Here is a 19,485-nt window from a genome sequence, read left to right as displayed (position 1 = left end):
ATGAGCTATCGCGCTCCAGTCTCCGACATTCTCTTTATCATGCGGCATGTGGCGGGTCTCGACCACGCAGCCGAGGAAGGGCTTTACGGTGATCTGACCCCCGATCTCGCGACAGCTGTGATCGAGGAGGCGGGGCGCTTCGGCAGCGACATTATCGCTCCCCTCAACCGGGTCGGCGATGCGAAAGGGGCGACGCTCAACGACGGGGTGGTCACCACGGCGCCCGGCTGGAAGGAGACCTACAAGGCTTGGACAGAGGTGGGGTGGAACTCACTCAGCGGCCCGACGGAATATGGCGGGCAGGGGCTGCCGACGCTGCTCAATTCCGGCTGCGTGGAGATCTGGAATTCCGCCTGCGCGGCTTTCGGCATCGGCCCCGTCCTCACCATGGGTGGCATCGAAGCGCTTGTCGCCCACGGCTCGGAGGAGTTGAAGGCGCGCTATCTCGAAAAGCTCGTCTCCGGCGAATGGACCGCGACGATGAATCTCACCGAGCCGCAGGCGGGCTCCGATCTCGCTGCGTTACGCGCCCGCGCCGAGCGCGCGGGCGACGGCACCTACAGGATCACGGGCCAGAAGATCTTCATTACTTACGGCGAGCACGACCTGACGGACAATATCCTGCATCTCGTTCTCGCGCGCCTGCCCGATGCGCCAGCCGGAACGCGCGGCATCTCGCTCTTCCTCGTGCCGAAGATCCTGCCCGATGGAACGCGCAACGATGTGCGTTGCAGCGGCCTCGAGCACAAGCTCGGCATCCACGCTTCTCCCACCTGCACGATGATCTTCGGCGATCACGGCGGCGCGGTCGGCTGGCTTGTCGGTGAAGAGAACCGCGGCCTCAATTGCATGTTCACGATGATGAACAACGCGCGCCTCGCCGTCGGCCTTCAAGGTGTTGCCGTTGCCGAGCGCGCTTATCAGCAGGCGCTCGCTTATGCGCGCGAGCGCCGCCAGGGGCGCGCCGTCGGTGCGACGGAGTCGAGTCCGATCATCGATCACCCGGATGTGCAGCGCAATCTTCTCACCATGAAGGCGCTGACAGCGGCATCGCGTTCGATCTGCCTTTTGACGGCGGCGGCCATCGACCGTTCGCACCATGCGAAGGGTGACGCGGAGCGCAAGAAAGCGTACGAGCAGGCGTCGCTTCTGACGCCCGTGGCGAAAGCCTTCTCCACCGACACCGCTGTCGATGCCGCATCGCTTGGCGTGCAGGTGCATGGCGGCATGGGTTTCATCGAGGAGACAGGCGCGGCGCAGCATTTGCGCGATGCGCGCATTCTACCGATCTATGAGGGCACGAACGGCATTCAGGCCATCGACCTTGTAATGCGCAAGCTCCCGCTTTCCGGCGGCGAAACGGTGCATGCGCAGATCGCCTCCATGCGTGGCACGGTTGTGCGCTTGTTGAAGGAAGCGACGCCCGCTTTCGGCACATCGACAGCGCGCCTGCGCGATGCCATCGACAGTCTCGACCGAGCGACGAGCTATCTCCTGAAGGCAGGCTCCGCCAACGCACCCAACGATGCGCTTGCCGGCGCGACGCCGTACTTGCGTTTGTTCGGCCTGGCGCAGGGCGGCGTGGCGCTTGCCGATGCCGCGCTCGCCTCCGCACAGATGCTGAAGGATGGTAATGAGAACCCGGCGCACCATGCGCGCATCGCGTTGTGCCGGTTCTTCGCGGAGAACCTCGCTGTGGAAGCAAAAGGCCTCGAAGAGAAGGTGCTTGGCGGATCGGGATTTGTGAACGACGCCTCTCTGGCGCTTGCGAGCTGACGCCATGACCCTGCAAGGAAAGACACTTTTCATCACCGGCGCTTCACGCGGCATCGGTCTCGCCATCGGCCTTCGTGCGGCGAGGGACGGCGCGAATGTGGTGATTGCGGCGAAGACAGCCGAGCCGCACCCCAAGCTTCCGGGGACGATCTACACGGCAGCGAAAGAGATCGAGGCGGCAGGCGGCAACGCACTTCCACTCCTTGTCGACGTGCGCGACGAGGAGGCGGTGAAGGGCGCCATCGCGGCTGCGGTTGAAAAATTCGGCGGGCTCGACATCGTCGTGAACAATGCCAGCGCCATCAGCCTGACGAACACGCCGCAGACCGAGATGAAGCGCTTCGATCTGATGCACCAGATCAATACGCGCGGCACCTACATGGTTTCGAAATATGCGATCCCGCATCTGGAGAAGGCCGAGAACCCGCACATCCTGATGCTCTCGCCGCCTCTCGACATCAAGGAGAAATGGTTCGCGCCGCATCTGGCCTATTCGCTGGCGAAATACGGCATGAGCCTGTGCGTGCTGGGGCTTGCGGGCGAATTGCGGGCGAAGGGCATTGCCGTCAACGCGCTCTGGCCGCGCACGACCATCGCCACAAGCGCCGTTCAGAACCTTCTGGGCGGTGACAGCATCGTGCAGGCCAGCCGGACGCCTGAGATCCTGGCCGATGCGGCTTATGCCGTGTTTGCGAAGCCGTCGCGGGCATTCACGGGCCATTTCCTGATTGACGATACCTTCCTCGCGGGCGAAGGGGTGACGGACTTCGAGAGATACCGGGTTGATCCGTCCGTCCCGCTCATGCCGGACTTCTTCGTGCCGGATGATTCAACGCCACCCTCTCAAACGTCATAAGTTTTGAGATAAAAGCCTCTCCGAGTAGGTGGAGATTGCCATGATCCTGATTCACAAGCCGGCGGAAGGCGCAGGGGCGGCGGAGGATACGCTCGACCGCCACATCTGGCGCGAGGGGGAAGATATCCCTCAGGACGCCCTGTGGATCGACCTCATCGAGCCGACGCTCGCCGAGGAACGGCTGGTCGAGCACCATCTCGGCATCCAGATTCCGACCCGGGAAGAGATGGCCGATATCGAGCCTTCGGAAATTCTCTATCATGAGAAGGGCGTCCATTACATGACCGCCCGCGTTCTCTGCAGCTCCGATACCGATCAGCCGCGCCTTGCGGACGTATCTTTCATCCTCACGGAAAAGGCGCTGATCACGGTGCGCTACGACGAGCCGCGCTCCTTCGCCATGTTCATGGCCAGAGCCGCGCGGCCGGGCGGGTGCAGCCATCAACCGGAGGCGGTTCTCGACGGCCTCATCGAGACCATCATCGACCGTGCGGCGGAAATTCTCGCTATCATCGGCAAGCGTATCGACCGCCTGTCTCGCTCCATCTTCGAGAACGAGCGTCAGGGCATGCGCCGCACCGCCACGTTCCGCGCTGCGCTCAAATCCATCGGGCGCAAAGGGGATGTGATTTCGAACGTCCGCGAGAGCATGGCTTCCGTCGAGCGGATGTTGCTTTTCCTCTCGTCGAGCATGCCGCGCCCGCAGCGCCCGCACAGCTATCGAGCCGAGTGGCGCACGGCGGTGCGCGATGTGCAATCCATCGAGGAGCATGCCACCTTCCTCTCCAACAAGGTGCAGTTCCTGCTCGATGCGACGCTCGGCCTCGTCTCCATCGAGCAGAACGACATCATCAAGCTGTTCTCGGTGATGGCGGTCATCTTCCTGCCGCCGACGCTCGTCGCTTCGATTTATGGCATGAACTTCCAGGTCATGCCCGAGTTGCAGTGGGAGTTCGGCTATCCGCTGGCCATCGGCCTGATGATCCTCGCGGCGGTGCTGCCCTACCTGTTCTTCCGCTGGAAGCGCTGGCTCTGACGCGATGTGCGGACGCTACGCGATTACCCTACCGCCCGAGGCTTACCGGGCGCTCTTCGATTATGTCGACCAGCCGAACTTTCCGGCGCGCTACAACGTGGCTCCCACGCAGCCGGTGCCGATTGTTTACGAAGAGAAGGGGCGGCGGCATTTCAGGCTTGTACGCTGGGGCTTTCTGCCCTCGTGGACGAAAGACCCTAAGGCCTTTCCTCTCGTCATCAATGCGCGCGGTGAGACGCTTCTCGAAAAACCGACCTTCAAGGCCGCGCTGACGCGGCGGCGCTGCATCTTTCTCGCGGACGGCTTTTACGAATGGCGGCGCACGGGCAGCGGAAAGCAGCCTTTTCTGACGCGCATGAAATCGCGCCAACCCATGCCGCTCGCCGGTTTATGGGAAACCTATTGCGATCCCGACGGTGGCGAAATCGACACCGCCGCCATCGTCACGACGGATGCGAACGGCGTGATGGCCGCGGTTCATGACCGTATGCCGGTCATTCTCTCGCCGGACGATCTGAAGGCGTGGCTTGATTCCGATGCCACCGATGCGAAAGGTGCGCTGCGCTTCGTGCGTCCCTGCCCGGACGAGTGGCTCGACATGGCTCCCGTGAGTACCCGCGTCAACAAGGTCGAGAACGACGACGCGGGCTTGCTTGAGTCGGCAGCGGAGCTTGAAATACAAGCCTCCGAGCCAAAGCGTAAAGCGGCAAAGCGCAAGATCGAGGATGATGCGCAGGGGCAGCTTTTTTAAGCCCCTTACCGCCGCTTCTTCTTCGCGACATCCTTTCGCAAAATGCCCACGACCTCGATATGGGCGCTGTACTTGAACTGGTCGACGGGGATGATGCGCTCCAGGCGGTAGCCGCCCGCGATCAGGATCGCGGCATCGCGCGCGAATGTCGCCGGATCGCATGAGATGCTGACGATTAGCGGCACTTTCGAGGACGCCAGCTGCTTCACCTGAGCCTCCGCGCCGGCGCGCGGCGGGTCCATCACCACCGCATCGAGGCTGTTCAACTCCGGGAGCAGGAGAGGACGGCGGAAAAGGTCGCGCGCTTCCGTCGTGATGCGCCGCAGATTGGGCGTTGCGCGCGCGGCCCTGTCGAGCGCCATCATCGCGGCCTTGTCACTCTCGACAGCGTGAACTTCGGCCTTCTCCGCAAGCCGCAAGGCGAAAGCGCCGCAACCGGCAAAGAGATCCGCCACGCGCTTCGCACCGCGGCATGCCTCGATGGCGAAGGAGGCCAGCGTCTCCTCGCCAAGTTTTGTCGCCTGAAGGAAGGAACCCGCAGGCAGCACGACGGATGAGCGATGGATCGCGATGACAGGCGGGCGGCGTTCGACGATAACATCGCCGTGGATCGAGAGGCGTGCGAGATCGAGCGTGTTGGCGAGCTCGATCAAGTCGAGGCGCTTGCGGCCATTGAGCGGGCCGTGCCCGCGCACGTCCACGTCAAACCCGGCGTCCGTTGCGGTGATCTGAATGTCGAGCGGCTTGCGCGCCGCTTTCAACGCTTCACCGATCGCGCGCGCGACGGCGGGCGCGTGGCGTTGGAGAGCGGGCACGAGAATGGGGCAATGGTCGATCTCGATCACATGGTGGCTGCGCGCCGCCATGAAGCCGACGCTCATCCCGCGTTCCGGAAAGCGGACGTGCAGCGTCACGCGTCTGCGTCCTTCGCCATGCGCATCAATGAGCGCTTGCGTCTCCTGCTCGAGCCGCGCGTGGCGCAGGGTGGTGTTGAGGATGTCCTGCTTCCAGCTGCGATAGAAGTCCTCGCGCATGTGCTGCGTCGCGCAGCCGCCGCATTCTCCGAAATAGGGGCAGAAGGGAGCGATACGCTCGGGCGATGGCGTCTTGATTTCGAGAACGCGGCCGCGGTTGCCATCGCGTTCAATCGTGACCGTCTCGCCGGGTAGCGCGAAGGGAACGAAGACTTGTCCTTCTGGCGTCTCCGCAATGCCGTCGCCTTTCGCACCGAGGCGGTTGATCGTTACTTCATCGCTCACGGCGCGCTCCCAACAAAAATTCACGATTGCCGTCACCGCCTTCAATGGGCGAGGGCACGATGCCGATGGGCGCAAAGCCCAGCGACGAGACAAAGTTTGTCAGACCCTCGCACACCGCGCGATGCACGGCCTCATCGCGCACGATGCCTTTTTTCACATGATCGCGCCCGGCCTCGAACTGCGGCTTCACGAGAACAGCGAGGGTGGAGCGCGGCTTCAGAAGGGCGACGGCTGCAGGCAGAACGAGCTTGAGCGAGATGAAGCTGACATCCGCAACGAGAAGGTCGATGGATTCGGGGATGAGTGTCGTATCCAGCGCGCGCGCATCCGTGCTTTCCAAACTCGTGACGCGTGGATCGCTCGCGACCTTGGGGTGCAACTGGCTGTGGCCCACGTCCACCGCATAGACATGCGATGCGCCGCGCAGCAACAGCACTTCCGTGAAACCGCCTGTTGAAGAACCGATATCGAGGCAGGTGCAAGCCTTCGGATCGATGGCGAAAGCATCGAGCGCGGCGGCGAGCTTCACGCCCCCGCGCGAGACATAAGGGTGGGGCGCCTGCGCGACGATTTCAGCGCCTTCCGGCACGCCGTCGGACGCCTTGCGGACAGGCTGGCCGTTGACGGTCACGAGGCCTGCCGCAATAGCCTCCTGCGCTCGCGCGCGGCTTTCGAAAAAGCCGCCCTCGACGAGAGCGATGTCTGCGCGCTTGCGGCTCATGGTGGTTCCGGGTCTCCCAAATCTCAGGCTGTCGCGGCTGATGCCACGCCCTATCTCGTTACATCATGACGAGCAAAGGTGGAAACAATGCACAGTCTCAGCCGTCGGCAACTCCTTGCGGGAGCCACCGTCCTCAGCGCCAGCGCTGCCATCCCCCGCGCCTTTGCGCAAGCCCCGTCAGGTCCGTTCACGCTGCCGCCTTTGCCTTATGCGCCGTCCAAGAACGAGCCACACATCGACACGCAGACGATGGAACTGCACCACGATAAGCATCATGCCGCCTACGTGACTAACCTCAATACGGCGCTCGCACAGCATGCGGAAGCGGCGAAGATGCCGCTCCAGGAGCTTCTCGCCAATCTCGGCAAGCTGCCGGATTCGGTCCGCACCGCCATCCGCAACAATGGCGGCGGCCACGCCAATCACACCATGTTCTGGCAGATCATGGGCGGCTCCGGCGGCGAGCCAAGCGGTGAATTGAAGGCCGCCATCGAACGCGATCTCGGCGGCTTCCAGAAATTCCAGACGGATTTCAACACGGTGGGCCTTGGTCAGTTCGGCTCCGGCTGGGTCTTCGTGACCGTGACGCCGGAGGGCAAGCTCGGCCTTGTGGCGAAACCCAATCAGGATACGCCGTTGATGGATGGCGGGCGCGTCCTGATGGGCAACGACGTGTGGGAGCACGCCTATTACCTCAAGTACCAGAACCGCCGCGCGGATTATCTCAAGGCGTGGTGGAACGTGCTCGACTGGAACAAAATCGCCGAACGTTACGCCGCGGCGAAAGCGGGCAAGCTGACGATCTGACGTTTGCCGTCATCCCGGACGCCGCGAGGCGATCCGGGATCGCGTGCCCTATCAGCCACCTCATCCTGAGGAGCAGCCAAAAGCTGCGTCTCGAAGGAGGTTCCAGCGCCCACTGGAGACGCCTCGCCCTTCGAGACGGCGCTGGCGCGCCTCCTCAGGGTGAGGCTCGCGGGTTGGTGAGGCTGTGATTTGCAAGCGGATGGGGTTTTAGGCCCGCGCCTTCTGCTCCGCGCTGGTTCCGAGCGCCTCGAACACCTTCGCGACGATACCAGCCGCATCGAGCCCGGCCTCGGCATACATGCGCTCGGGCTTGTCGTGATCGATATAGGTATCCGGCAGCACCATTGTGCGCACCTTCAAGGTGCTGCGGTCGAGCGCGCCCTTGTCGGAGAGAAGCTGCAGCACGTAAGCGCCGAAGCCGCCCATCGAGCCTTCCTCGATGGTGATGAGCACTTCATGCTCGCGAGCAAGCTTCAGGATCAGCTCTTCGTCGATGGGCTTGGCGAAGCGCGCATCCGCGACAGTGGTCGAGAGGCCGCGTGCCTCCAGCTCTTCCGCAGCTTTGAGCGATTCAGAAAGGCGCGTGCCGAGGGAGAGGATCGCGATGCGGTTGCCTTCGCGCACAATGCGTCCCTTGCCGATGGCGAGCGGCACGCCCTGTTCCGGCATGTCGACGCCGACGCCTTCGCCGCGCGGGTAGCGGAATGCGATGGGGCCTGAATCGTGTGCGGCGGCGGTGGCGACCATGTGGACGAGTTCGGCTTCGTCGGCTGCCGCCATCACCACCATGTTCGGCAGGCAGCCGAGGAAGGCAATGTCGAAAGAGCCTGCATGGGTCGGCCCGTCGGAACCGACGAGCCCCGCACGGTCGAGGGCGAAGCGAACCGGCAGGTTCTGGAGCGCCACGTCGTGCACCAGCTGATCGTAGGCGCGCTGCAGGAAGGTGGAATAGATCGCGCAGAAGGGCTTGTAGCCTTCCGTCGCCATGCCCGCCGCGAAGGTTACCGCGTGCTGCTCGGCAATGCCGACATCGAAGGTGCGGGCCGGGAATTCCTTGTTGAAGAGATCAATACCCGTGCCGGAGGGCATCGCGGCGGTGATCGCGACGATCTTGTCATCCTCACGCGCGTGCTTGATGAGGCTCTCGCCAAACACCTTGGTGTAAGAGGGCGCATTGGCCTTCGGTTTCGCCTGCGCGCCCGTCACCACGTCGAAGGTGACGACGCCGTGATACTTGTCGGCGGAGGCTTCCGCCGGCGCGTAACCCTTGCCTTTCTGCGTCACGACGTGAACGAGAATGGGGCCCGTTTCCGAGTCCCGCACGTTCTTCAAAATCGGCAGGAGATGGTCGAGATTGTGGCCGTCGATGGGGCCGACGTAATAGAAGCCGAGCTCCTCGAACATCGTGCCGCCGGTCCAGAATCCGCGCGCGAATTCCTCCGCCTTGGCGGCCTTGTTGTAGAAGAACTTCGGCAGCTTCTTCGCCAGTTGCTTCGCCGTTTCGCGCAGGCCCCGATAGGTGCCGCCGGAGACGAGCCGGGCGAGGTAGGACGACATCGCGCCGACGGGGGGCGCGATGGACATGTCGTTGTCGTTGAGAATGACGATGAGGCGCGAGTGCATCGCGCCGGCGTTGTTCATGGCCTCATAGGCCATGCCCGCCGACATCGCGCCGTCGCCGATCACGGCGATGACGTTGTTCTTCTCCCCCGAAAGATCCCGCGCCACGGCCATGCCGAGGCCCGCCGAGATCGAGGTGGAGGAATGCGCCGCGCCGAAGGGGTCGTACTCACTCTCCGCGCGCTTGGTGAAGCCGGAAAGCCCGCCCGCCTGACGCAGGGTGCGGATGCGGTCGCGGCGGCCGGTGAGGATCTTGTGCGGATAGGCCTGGTGGCCGACATCCCAGATCAGCCGGTCACGCGGTGTGTCGAACACGTAGTGCAGGGCAACTGTCAGCTCGACGACGCCGAGGCCTGCGCCCAGATGTCCGCCGGTGACGGAAACGGCGCTGATCGTCTCTTCCCGCAGCTCGTCGGCAACCTGCCGCAGCCGATCCTCCGGAAGAGCGCGGAGGTCGTCCGGGGTCTTGATGGTATCGAGAAGGGGTGTCGACAACGGTTTTCTCGTCAAGCTTCTTTGAATTCACACGGTCTTCGGAGAAATCGGGGCTCCGATTGTCCGGACCGTGCGCGCTGGCCAGCATACAGCAATGAGATAGGATTTCACGAAGGCTCGGTCAAACGCAGAAGAACCGCTTTTCCGGCAAGAGTAAGGCGATAGGACTATTCGTCCACATCGAGCGGGGTCGTGCCCGCCGCCTGCCCGTCCGCCCCGATGGTAATCTTCTCGATGCGGGCCTCGGCCTTCTTGAGCAGCGCTTCGCAATGCTTCTTCAAAGCTTCGCCGCGCTCGTAGATGGCGATGGAATCCTCCAGCGGCACGTCGCCGCGTTCGAGCCGGCGCACGATGTCCTCGAGCTCGGCCAGGGCCTTTTCGAAGGGAAGAGCCTCAAGGGAGGGGGTATCGGTCATTCCTGTCCGCCAAGTTTAGAGCATGATCAGAACAAGTGGGAACCGGTTGTTCGCCCGGATCATGCGGTAAATAAGAGAATCTGGAGACTGATCACGTTTCAGTCTCCAAGGGGTCGTTGCGCAAGCAGCTTCTGGTAGACCAATCCGATGCCGATGAGAACAAGGCCGAGCCCAATGAAGGACAAGGCCCGCATCACGCCTTCCATATTGGCAAGGTCGATGATGAAGACCTTGAAGACCGCCAGAAGAAGATACACGGCGGAGGCCATACGGGCAAAGCGGATGTCCTTCAAGAGTCCGAGGGCGAGAAGGACCATGCCGCAGCCGAGGAGGGCGATGGAATAGGCCCATTGCTCGCTCTGCCCGGTTCCGCGCCAATGGGCGATGTAGGGGCCCTGGAAGGCGCAGCGGATCTCCAGCATCAGAAAGGCCGAGAACAGCGCGAGCCCGAGAACGGCGGAGATCAGGGCATAGACCGGCGGTCGGGTGCCCTTTTCCTGCCGGGCGAGGAGGAGAGCGAGAATCGCGGGCAGGAGATAGGCGGGGATGAGGGTGTTGAAGAATGCGCCTCCCGCAATCGCCTCATTGGTCAAAAGCGGGTTCTGGCCGATCAGAAGGCCGCCGATAGCGATGGCGAGGGAGATCGCCTTGAAGGCGAGCGCGCCATAGCGGTAGACCGCGTCCGGCCGAGCGGCGTCGGTGCGCGCCAGAAGCAGCGAGAAGGCAAAGCTCGATGTGGCGAGAAGGCCGAGTTCGAGAAAGCCGGTCGCCGGTTTCAGGATATCGCCGCTCTGAACCGCATGGCGGATCTCGAAGAACACGAGAAAAGCCGCGAAGACGATGGCGAGGCTCTCGATGAACCGCACGATCCTGCCGCGCCCGCCCTGCCGCTCCAGAAGGCGGCTCGCCTGGAAAAAGGCGAGGGCCGGCACGCCATAGCCGACGAGAAGCCAGTTGAAGATGATTGTGCCTCCCACCGCGCCGCCGACGATGGTCGGGTCCCAGGCGAGCCGCCCGAGCACAACCACGCCGATGGCGGCGATGGCGTAACGCAGGGCGGGAATGCCGGCCCGCACGGCGACGATGGCCGCGCCAAGCGCCGAGAGGGCAAAGGCGACGGTGAGCATGCCCTTGTCGAGGGCGAAGATAAGCCCGAGGGAGAGCGCAGCGAGCGCCGCTGAGGCGACGGCTCCGACGCCGAGGCGGATGTCGTCCGCATCATCGGCCTCACGCTTGCGCAGCCACACGGTGGCGACAACGAACAGGCAGGCCAAGAGACCAGCGGCGAGAGTGAAGGACAGGCTGCGCTCCAGCGCCGCCACCCGCCACCAGGCGACGGCGAGGACAAGCAGCGGCCCGACGCTCGCCGCGCCCGCATGCCAGGCGGCGATGGGGGCGGACATGCGAGCGCGCGCCACGCGCCACAGGCAGGCTCCGGCAAGACCTAAGGAAAACACCGCCGCGACAGTGAGATAATGCACCAGTGCGTCCGGGCGCATGGCGAAGAGGTCGAAGTCGCCATAGTAGAAGACGCTTTGCGGATCGGCGGAGATTTCCCGCCGGATCGGCCAGACAGTCAGAATGCCCACGATTGCAAAGGCCGCAGAGGCTACAGCGGGCGCAGCGGGTGAGTAGCGCAGGCCGAGCGCGGCGAGCATGAGGACAACGAGCCCGGCGAAAACGATGCGCCCGTCGCCCGCATGCACCGAGCCTGAAACAAGCACGCTCGCCAGCGCGAAGGCGAAGAGTACCACGCTCGCGAAACGGTCGATGATCGTCCGCTCCGGATCTGCACGATGCGCGTCCGCGACGAGAAAGAGCCCCGCAAGGCCGATCTGAAGAACGAGATGCGCCATCGCGGGGATGATTTCGCCGTGCTTCATGAAGAAGATCGGCAACGTCCAGACGAGCGCGCCGACGGCTCCCGAAAGCGCAAGCCAGCGCCAGAGACGCAGGCGCGCCACGCCATAGGCCGCGACGACGGCGAATGCGAGATAGATCACGAGCGCCCAAGGCTGCGGCGCGTCGGACGAAACAAGGAGCGGCGCGCCAAGTGCCGCCACGAGCCCGAGCGCCGCGAGTGCCGGTCCGTGCAGAAGGGCGGCAAGCATCGTCAGAGCAGCGACGAGGCCGAGAACGACGAAGGCGGTAGCCGGGCTGATGAGATCGTAAAGGCCATAGGCCGCATAAGTGGTCGCGAAGGCCGTCGAGGTTCCCGCTGCAGTGAGAATGGCGGGGACGTTCGCCGTGTCGAAGCCGGGGAGAGAGAGGGGCTTTTCCCGCCGCCGCAACCATTCGCCCGCCCCGAGGAGCAGGGCCGCGAAGAGAAGGCCCGAGGCAGTCCGTGCTTTGGGGCCGAGAAGATCCTGCTCGATGGAATACCGCACGAGAAAGATCCCGCCCAGCGCCAGCGCCACGCCGCCGACCCACACGGCCCAGCGGGAACCGATGCGCTCCTCGATATCCACCTTCGCCGTGGCGGTTGCTGTCGAGCGAGGAGCCGCGGCGACCAGGGGAACGCTTGGTTTGGAGGGGAGCGGCGTGGAACCAGGGGCTGCGACTGGCGCTTCCGGAGCCGGCTTCTGCGGTGCAGGTTCAGGCGCTGGAGCAGGTTGCGGCGCGGGCGATTTCGCCAGCAGCGATTCGAGCATTGTCACGCGTTGCTGCAAAAAATCGAGGCGCTTGCGCTGCGAGAGCGCGATGACGAGGCCTCCTACCGCGCAGATCGGAATGGCAAGCACTAGGAGCGCCACGAAAAGGAACGTCACAGAATCCAAAGCGCCGCTCCTTGACGTGCAAGACGGCGGGCGCGCGTTTTACGCCAGCGCCCGCGTGATAGTGCTAAGCTGTAACGTAAACGGCACCCCTTCGAAAGCCTCTTCCCCTCGCCCGATACGTTCGATGGCCTGTACCATGCGGCCCTGCCGGGAGAGCACATGATCGGCAATCGCCACGAGGTGTCGGTTCGGCGTCGCGCTGGGGGATGCTACACGCAAGGCCAGGGCGATTTCCGCCTCGTCACGTGTGGGTGTCAGCGCGCAGGCGGTGATGAAGGCGGCTGCCGTGGAGCGGCTGATTCCGGCCCAGCAATGGAAAACCAGCGGGCTCTCGCGCTCCCATGCCGTCACGAAGGCAAGTAGCGATTCCACATGCTCGGCCCCGGCCAGCACATGGCCTTCTAGCGGCTCCACGATGTCGCTGATGCGAAGATCGAGATGGCGCTCCACCGGGATCGAGGCGGGACGCTCCACCACCGCGCCGTGGTTGATGAGTGTCACCACATGGCTGGCGCGGGTTTCCTCGACGGTTTGATGCAGGCGGGAGAGCGGGCAGACGTGAAGGGTCGGCATGGTTCAAACTCGCACTGACGACAACACCATTCTATCAGATCGTTCGTCGTTGTGATGACAACGCAGATATGAGCGTTGTGACTTCCCGGCGATAGCGCTCCTCTGCCACATGGATCGGCCACGGTTCGAGCATAGCATCGATGGTGCGGGGCAGGGGTTCGGGGCGGCCGAAATATTTCAGCGCCTCCTCGCGGGAGAAGCCTGCAAGCCGCGTCGCTTCGAGAAAGGCCGCCTGCCGGTCAGCCTTCTTGATCGCGCGCTTGGCCGCGGCGCTCAAGTCCGCAGGCAGGCCGAAGTGAATATGGATCGCCGCCAGAAGTCGCGCTTCGATGGCCTTGTAGGCATCGCCGATCACTGTCTTGAACGGCGAGATGATGTCGCCGATCACATATTCCGGCGCATCGTGCAGAAGCGTCGCGAGATGGTGCGAGGGCGTGATCTCGGGCTCGAGATGAACCGCGATGGCCGCCACCAGCAGGCTGTGCTGCGCGACGGAGAAAATGTGCGCGCCTTCGGTCTGGCCGTTCCAGCGCGCCACGCGGGCAAGGCCGTGCGCGATATCCTCAAGCTCCACGTCGAGCGGGGAGGGGTCGATGAGATCGAGCCTGCGGCCCGACAGCATCCGTTGCCAGACGCGCGGTTCCCTCATCACAGCTTCTCGGCGATGGCCGCGCATTCCGCGTGGCGGTAGCAGCCGGTGAGATGGTCGTTGGCCATGCCGACCGCCTGCATGAAAGCGTAGACGATGGTGGGGCCAACGAAGTTGAACCCTTCCGCCTTCAAGGCCTTCGAGATCTTGCGCGAAACGTCCGTCTCGGCCTGGATTTGCGACCGGCTCTTCAGGTTGTTCTGGATCGGCCGCCCGTCGATGAAATTCCAGAGGAACTCAGAGAAGCCGCCGCGCTCCTGAATGTTCAGCCATGCGCGGGAGCCCGCAATCGTCGCTTCGATCTTGGCTCGGTTGCGCACGATGCCGGTATCGAGCATCAGCGCCTCGACCTTGGCCTGATTGAAGCGGACGATCTTTTCCGGCTCGAAACCCACGAAGGCTTTCCGGAAGTTGTCGCGCTTGCGCAGGATGGTGATCCACGACAAGCCCGCCTGAAAACCGTCGAGAATCAGCTTCTCGAACAGGGCACGGTCGTCGAATTCGGGAACGCCCCATTCCGTGTCGTGATAGGCGACATAGAACGGGTCCGTGCCGGGCCACCAGCAGCGGGTCTTGTTGTCGGGGTGAAGGATCAATCCGTCTGTCATGCAGACGGTGTAACGGTCTTGCGGCGAAACGGGAAGGGGCTCAGCCCTTCATGCCGTAGGTTTCAACCAGATCCGCCATGCGCTGCGCCGCTTCGCCCTCCGTTGCGCGCAACCCTTCGGCGACGCCAGCGATGTCGGCCTGCGGTCTGTTCTGGCTCACCTTCCACTTACCTTCGATCCGGCTGATCTCGATCTCGATGCCGACGATGCCCTTCATGTGAGCCGCAATATAGGAGGCGGGCGCGTCGCTGGCCGCCCAAGGCTGAGGTTGCGAGGCCTCGTGCTGAGCCGTCAACGCCTCGGTCTGGCGCGTCAGCCATTCGAGATCGTCCATGACCTTCATCGTGCCATAGGCCTGCACGATGGCGTAGTTCCAGGTCGGCACCACCTTGCCGGTTTCGCGCTTGGTCTCGTACCAGGACGGCGTGATGTAGCTGTCCGCGCCCTGAAAGATCACCAGAGCCTCGCGGGCCGCATCGAAATCGCGCCATTGCGGATTGGCGCGCGAGAGGTGCGCGCGAAGCGTGCCCTTTTCAGAGGCCGAGGCATCGAGAATGAACGGCACCGGATTGGCGACGAGCCCCTCGCTGCCGAGCGTTACCAGCATCCCGAAGGGATGAGCGCGCATGAGGGCATGCTGAACGTCGAGACGGTCTTCACGAAAGTGGGGCGGCTGGTACATGACAGTCCTCAGTATAGGCTGCCAACCCTAGGCTCCTCTGCCAAGCGCTGACCAATCAAAAGTTTTGCGCCGAAAGATCACGCCGGCGTAGTTTCCCTAGGAAACTCGAACTGGGCCCAATCGGGCTTGGCCAACGTGACGGGAATGCCCCCAGCGCGGATCGTCTCTCCGGCGGCGAGGGCGTCCGAGGCGCGGTCGAGGCGGATCATCAGGAGGCCGCGCCCTTGCGCGCCCGTGCCGGCCTTGCCTAGCACCTTCTCGCCCGCCGTTACATCGGCTCCAACCTCGGCGGCGAAGCCCCCTTCATAGGTCGCGGGCAGGAAGCGCGTGCGCGCCGTGCCGCGGTGCTGCATCCGGGAAACGACTTCCTGGCCGATATAGCAGCCCTTATCGAAATCCACCCCGTGAAGCTGGTCCATCAACGCTTCGTGCGGGAAGGCTTCGCCGAAGAGGAAATCGCGCCCGCCTTCCGGAATGCCGAGCGCGATGCGGTGAGCATGATAGGTTTCGGCCTCTGCCGAGGAAAACTCGGCAGCGTCTTCCGCCGCCACGACGGCGCGCCAGCCGAGCGCGGGAAGGCGCGGATCTTCTGCGACGAGCCCGGCGTCGTCCTGCGGTTTCGGCGTGTCGCCCCAGCCCGCGACCACCGCCAGCTTGTCCGAAAGGTCCTCGATCACCACCTTCGCCCTGAGTTTGTAGAAATTCAGGCGCTTGGCGAGATCGGGCGCGAAGCCCTTGAGCGTATCGAGATAATATCCACCGCCGATTTCGGCAGGAGCCTCGAAGACGATGAAATCGAAGAGAATCTTGCCCTGCGGCGTCAGGAGCGCGCTGAGCCGCGCCGCCTGTGGGGAGACCCTCTCGAGTTCGCAGGTAATCAGCCCTTCGAGGAGCTTTTTCGCCTCCTCGCCGGAAACCTTCACCACGCCGCGATCGTTCAAGTGCGCTGCTGGCATGCAACCCCCTCCAGTTGCCCTTCGACCCACCGTGACATATGCCCACCCTGTTGCGGCCTCAAGAGCGAGTTCATCATGTCCCAGACCTTCGACCTGATCCTCAAGGGTGGCATCGTCGTCAATCAGGACGGGCGGGCCGAGCGGGACGTGGGCATTCTCAACGGACGGATCGCCTATATCGGCGACTTGTCCCGCGCCTCGGCAGGGCGGGAGATCGACTGCCGCGGGCTGCACATCCTGCCCGGCGTGATCGATACACAGGTGCATTTCCGCGAGCCGGGGCTCGATCATAAGGAAGATCTCGAATCAGGCTCCCGCGCCGCCGTCATGGGCGGCGTGACAGCGGTGTTCGAGATGCCCAACACCAATCCGCAGACGACCACGCCCGAGACGCTGGCCGACAAGGTGCGGCGCGGCCATCACCGCATGCATTGCGATTTCGCCTTCTGGGTCGGCGGCACCGCCGAGAACACGAAGGACGTGGCGGAGCTGGAGCGCCTGCCGGGTGCGGCAGGTATCAAGGTGTTCATGGGCTCCTCCACCGGCTCGCTGCTCGTGGAGGATGACAAGGGCGTCGCGGAGATCTTGCGCCGCACGCGCCGCCGCGCGGCGTTCCATTCGGAAGACGAGGCGATGCTGCGCGAGCGCAAGCATCTGCGCGTCACGGGTGATCCGTCCTCGCACCCCGTCTGGCGTTCGGCGGAAGTGGCGCTTGCCTGCACGGAGCGTCTCGTGCGCATCGCGCGCGAGACCGGCGCGCGCATCCATGTGCTGCATGTCTCGACCGCCGAGGAGATGGAGTTCCTGCGCGGTTACAAGGATGTCGCAACCGTCGAGGTGACGCCGCATCACCTGACGCTCGCGGCGCCGGAAGCTTATGAGCGCCTTGGCACCTACGTTCAGATGAACCCGCCCGTGCGCGATGAGCATCATCGTCAGGCGATCTGGGAGGGCGTGGACGAAGGCGTCGCCGACATTCTCGGTTCCGACCACGCGCCGCATACGCGTGAGGAGAAGGACAAGGTCTATCCCGACACGCCCTCCGGCATGACCGGCGTGCAGACGCTTGTGCCGATCATGCTCGATCATGTGAATGCGAGCCGCATGACCCTCGAGCGTTTCGTCGACATGACGAGCGCGGGGCCCAAACGCCTTTTCGGAATTGCCCGCAAAGGGCGTATCGCCGTCGGCTACGATGCGGATTTCACCATCGTCGATCTCAAGCACCGCGAAACCATCACCAACGCCTGGATCGCCTCGAAATGTGGCTGGACGCCTTATGACGGCAAGACCGTTACCGGCTGGCCCATCGGCACCATCGTGCGCGGCAACGTGGTGATGTGGGAGGGCGAATTGCAGTCGCCCTCGCAAGGTGAGGCGGTTCTTTTCGAAGAAGCGCTGAAGCCCTGAGCGGCGGGCTTCAGATCACGTAGAAATCGTTGTCGGTCAGGGCGAGGTTTTTCTTGAGGATCGCGATCTTGATGGCGGCCTTCGCTCCGGTGCCGTCGGCATCGTAATAGAGCGCACCGGTCTTCTTGTTGTAGATGATGCGATCGTCCGCATCGTGTGCGCTTGAGCCGCTCCAGAACATGCTCGCGTCGAGCTTCGCGGGCTTCTTGAGCGAGCCCTTTTTGCCGAGAGCCCTGAAGATCGCGTTCTCGAGCCAGATCGTATCGTCCCTCACCGAGAAGTCGGTGATGGTGTCGATGTTGGCGTTCTTCGTTTTGGCGACAGCCGTGTCGAAGACGAAGTAATCCTTGCCCGTTCCGCCCGTAAGGACATCCTTGCCGAGGCCGCCATAGATCTTGTCCTTGCCGGCCGCGCCCTTGACGATATTGGCATAGGCATCGCCCTTGAGAAGATCGTTGCCTGCGCTCCCTTCGAGGGTGTCGACGAGAGTGACGTCCCGGACCATCTGCGTCGTCGCGAGATCGACCCGGTGCGGGACGATCCACGTCTGCCCGTCCTGCCGGAGGGTGACGGTCGCCGCCTTGACGCCGCTCGTGGCGTAGGCATGCGAGAAGGAGGCGATGCCGTTGACCGGGTTGCTCCAATCAATCGCACCATCGCCCCAGGCAAGGCTGACGCTTGAAGCCGATCCGACATCGAGCTTGGTTTCGACGTAGCGGCCTTCACGGATCGCGGCGGCATTTTTCATCAACGAGGTATCGATGCGGAAAAGATCGTTCGCGGCATTTCCATCGCCTTGAACGAGGTTCGGGGAGCCACTTGAAAAGAATACGAAGCGGCCATCCTGGGTGATAGAGGTCTCACCGTCCCCCCAAGTTCCTGGAACGCCATCGCGGTTGACCGAAAGGCGAATGAGCTCACCGGACAGAACGTCCTTCATATAGGCCACGGTGAAATCGCCCGAGCTGTCTCCAAGGTTGGAAGCATCGCTTCGGAAGGTTACATATCGCCCATCGCCGCTAACGGCTGACCCAAAACTACCATCATCAGCTTGCCCTCCTGTGGAGGAGGTGGAGACGCGAATGATATCTCCGGTCACCATGTCTTTGCGGAAAATATCGATCGACTCGTTCGTATCGTTGACAACCAGGTCGGAGGCATCGCTCGCGAAGACAACGTAACGGTTGTCCGCACTGATTACCGGGGCTTCATTCGAGCCGTGGCTTTGGCCTCCAGTTGCTGTAGTCGAGACACGTTCAGTTGTCTTGTTCACAATGTCGTAGCGGAACACATCTGTTGTCCCGTTCGTATCGCCCGGAACGAGATTGCTCGCCGCACTGAGAAAGACCACATAACGCCCGTCAGCACTGATGTGGGGAGTCAAACTGGATCCGTTCGGCGCGGCCTTGTTAAGGCCCATGACCTGGACGATTCCTCCGGCTTCCAGATCCTTGATGAAGATATGCTTAACGATTCCATCGCCACTACCAAGATTGTTCGCATTGCTCGAAAATGCGACGTACCGCCCGTCTGCGCTGATTGTTGCGTCGGTGCTTTCGTCGTTTGCCGGTTCTCCAGCTGCAGAAGTTGAAACCTTCAGGATCTCTCCAGAGATCACATCCTTTCTGAAGACAGCAATCTGGACAGTATTGTCGGACGTTAGATTTGTCGCAAAACTCGTGAAAACGACGTATCGGCCGTCGGCACTTAAATGTGGATCATACGAGTTGCCGTTGCCTGGACCGTTCATGCCTGATGAAACGGGCGTCAGGCGACCCGTGTTCAGATCTTTGTGATAGATCTGGTGGATTTCGGTGGTTGATCCGACGACAAAGGCAACGGCTTGCCCGTCTGCGGAACTCCGCGCGGAATCGGTGATATTGGTGAATTGGCTGCCGTCCTGCATTTTGGAGACAAGCTCGATGAAGGACTTGTTGATGCGCTGGAACGATCTGATGCCTAGCGTGAAGGCCATTTGAGTGCCCCTTATGCAATTTGAAATAGAGAGTCGAAGATTTAGGGGGCTCCCCGCTCAGATGACGAAGCGGGCGAGGCATGACTGCCTCCTCGTCCGGACTGACTGTTTCGCCGGT

General features: G+C 63.0%; 17 protein-coding genes. 6 read left to right on the top strand and 11 right to left on the bottom strand.

What is annotated here, in order from left to right; all coding sequences use genetic code 11:
- Genes DQW91_RS08830 through DQW91_RS08815 form a run of 4 tightly spaced genes read left to right on the top strand, consistent with a single transcriptional unit; the run spans position 1 to position 4,419 of the window.
- Positions 1 to 1,776 (top strand): acyl-CoA dehydrogenase, encoded by a 1,776-nt coding sequence (locus DQW91_RS08830; protein ID WP_112663224.1) that lies wholly within the window; start codon positions 1 to 3, stop codon positions 1,774 to 1,776.
- Positions 1,777 to 1,780: 4 nt separating this feature from the next.
- Positions 1,781 to 2,632, top strand: a complete 852-nt coding sequence (locus DQW91_RS08825; RefSeq protein ID WP_112663223.1) for an SDR family oxidoreductase — start codon at positions 1,781 to 1,783, stop codon at positions 2,630 to 2,632.
- A gap of 40 nt (positions 2,633 to 2,672) precedes the next feature.
- On the top strand, positions 2,673 to 3,668 hold the full coding sequence (locus DQW91_RS08820) for a magnesium transporter CorA family protein (RefSeq protein WP_112663222.1): 996 nt from the start codon (positions 2,673 to 2,675) through the stop codon (positions 3,666 to 3,668).
- 4 nt (positions 3,669 to 3,672) lie between these two features.
- Positions 3,673 to 4,419, top strand: a complete 747-nt coding sequence (locus DQW91_RS08815; RefSeq protein WP_112663221.1) for an SOS response-associated peptidase — start codon at positions 3,673 to 3,675, stop codon at positions 4,417 to 4,419.
- 5 nt (positions 4,420 to 4,424) lie between these two features.
- On the opposite strand, the gene DQW91_RS08810 is transcribed toward DQW91_RS08815, so the two are convergent.
- The gene (locus DQW91_RS08810) at positions 4,425 to 5,678 is read right to left on the bottom strand and encodes a class I SAM-dependent RNA methyltransferase (protein ID WP_112663220.1); all 1,254 of its coding nucleotides are present in this window, start codon (positions 5,676 to 5,678) and stop codon (positions 4,425 to 4,427) included.
- Positions 5,668 to 6,399 carry a TlyA family RNA methyltransferase gene (locus tag DQW91_RS08805; protein ID WP_112663219.1) on the bottom strand — a complete coding sequence of 244 codons (732 nt, stop codon included), beginning with the start codon at positions 6,397 to 6,399 and terminating at the stop codon, positions 5,668 to 5,670. The genes DQW91_RS08810 and DQW91_RS08805 overlap by 11 nt, the downstream gene beginning before the upstream one ends.
- 87 nt (positions 6,400 to 6,486) lie before the next feature.
- Between DQW91_RS08805 and DQW91_RS08800 the strand changes: the two genes are divergently transcribed.
- Positions 6,487 to 7,206, top strand: coding sequence for a superoxide dismutase (locus DQW91_RS08800; protein ID WP_112663218.1), 720 nt, complete (start codon positions 6,487 to 6,489; stop codon positions 7,204 to 7,206).
- A gap of 207 nt (positions 7,207 to 7,413) precedes the next feature.
- Here DQW91_RS08800 and dxs read toward each other — a convergent pair whose 3' ends face one another.
- The 8 genes from dxs to ygfZ form a co-directional block, all read right to left on the bottom strand.
- A complete protein-coding gene (gene dxs, locus DQW91_RS08795; protein ID WP_112663217.1) occupies positions 7,414 to 9,321 on the bottom strand; it encodes a 1-deoxy-D-xylulose-5-phosphate synthase in 1,908 nt (635 codons plus the stop codon).
- Between the two features lie 167 nt (positions 9,322 to 9,488).
- The gene (locus DQW91_RS08790; RefSeq protein WP_112663216.1) at positions 9,489 to 9,737 is read right to left on the bottom strand and encodes an exodeoxyribonuclease VII small subunit; all 249 of its coding nucleotides are present in this window, start codon (positions 9,735 to 9,737) and stop codon (positions 9,489 to 9,491) included.
- A gap of 98 nt (positions 9,738 to 9,835) precedes the next feature.
- Complete coding sequence (locus DQW91_RS08785) at positions 9,836 to 12,505, bottom strand: DUF2339 domain-containing protein (RefSeq protein WP_245410971.1); 2,670 nt, start codon at positions 12,503 to 12,505, stop codon at positions 9,836 to 9,838.
- Positions 12,506 to 12,553: 48 nt separating this feature from the next.
- Positions 12,554 to 13,087 (bottom strand): tyrosine phosphatase family protein, encoded by a 534-nt coding sequence (locus DQW91_RS08780; RefSeq protein WP_112663214.1) that lies wholly within the window; start codon positions 13,085 to 13,087, stop codon positions 12,554 to 12,556.
- 34 nt (positions 13,088 to 13,121) lie between these two features.
- Complete coding sequence (locus tag DQW91_RS08775; RefSeq protein WP_245410961.1) at positions 13,122 to 13,736, bottom strand: YfbR-like 5'-deoxynucleotidase; 615 nt, start codon at positions 13,734 to 13,736, stop codon at positions 13,122 to 13,124.
- Positions 13,736 to 14,344, bottom strand: a complete 609-nt coding sequence (locus DQW91_RS08770) for a DNA-3-methyladenine glycosylase I (protein WP_112663213.1) — start codon at positions 14,342 to 14,344, stop codon at positions 13,736 to 13,738. Before DQW91_RS08770 ends, DQW91_RS08775 begins: the two co-directional genes overlap by 1 nt.
- A 40-nt stretch (positions 14,345 to 14,384) precedes the next feature.
- Complete coding sequence (locus DQW91_RS08765) at positions 14,385 to 15,026, bottom strand: FMN-binding negative transcriptional regulator (RefSeq protein ID WP_112663212.1); 642 nt, start codon at positions 15,024 to 15,026, stop codon at positions 14,385 to 14,387.
- A 77-nt stretch (positions 15,027 to 15,103) separates the two neighbouring features.
- Complete coding sequence (gene ygfZ, locus DQW91_RS08760) at positions 15,104 to 15,982, bottom strand: CAF17-like 4Fe-4S cluster assembly/insertion protein YgfZ (RefSeq protein WP_112663211.1); 879 nt, start codon at positions 15,980 to 15,982, stop codon at positions 15,104 to 15,106.
- Between the two features lie 75 nt (positions 15,983 to 16,057).
- On the opposite strand from ygfZ, the gene DQW91_RS08755 reads away from it, so the two are divergent.
- Positions 16,058 to 17,392 (top strand): dihydroorotase, encoded by a 1,335-nt coding sequence (locus DQW91_RS08755; protein ID WP_112663210.1) that lies wholly within the window; start codon positions 16,058 to 16,060, stop codon positions 17,390 to 17,392.
- 10 nt (positions 17,393 to 17,402) lie between these two features.
- On the opposite strand, the gene DQW91_RS08750 is transcribed toward DQW91_RS08755, so the two are convergent.
- On the bottom strand, positions 17,403 to 19,367 hold the full coding sequence (locus DQW91_RS08750) for a PD40 domain-containing protein (RefSeq protein WP_112663209.1): 1,965 nt from the start codon (positions 19,365 to 19,367) through the stop codon (positions 17,403 to 17,405).
- Positions 19,368 to 19,485: the final 118 nt, after the last annotated feature.

The sequence above is a fragment of the Microvirga flavescens genome (assembly GCF_003290125.1).
In the GTDB taxonomy this organism is placed as follows: domain Bacteria; phylum Pseudomonadota; class Alphaproteobacteria; order Rhizobiales; family Beijerinckiaceae; genus Microvirga; species Microvirga flavescens.
Note: the sequence above shows the minus strand (reverse complement) of the source record. Positions and strands in the feature narration are given on the sequence as shown.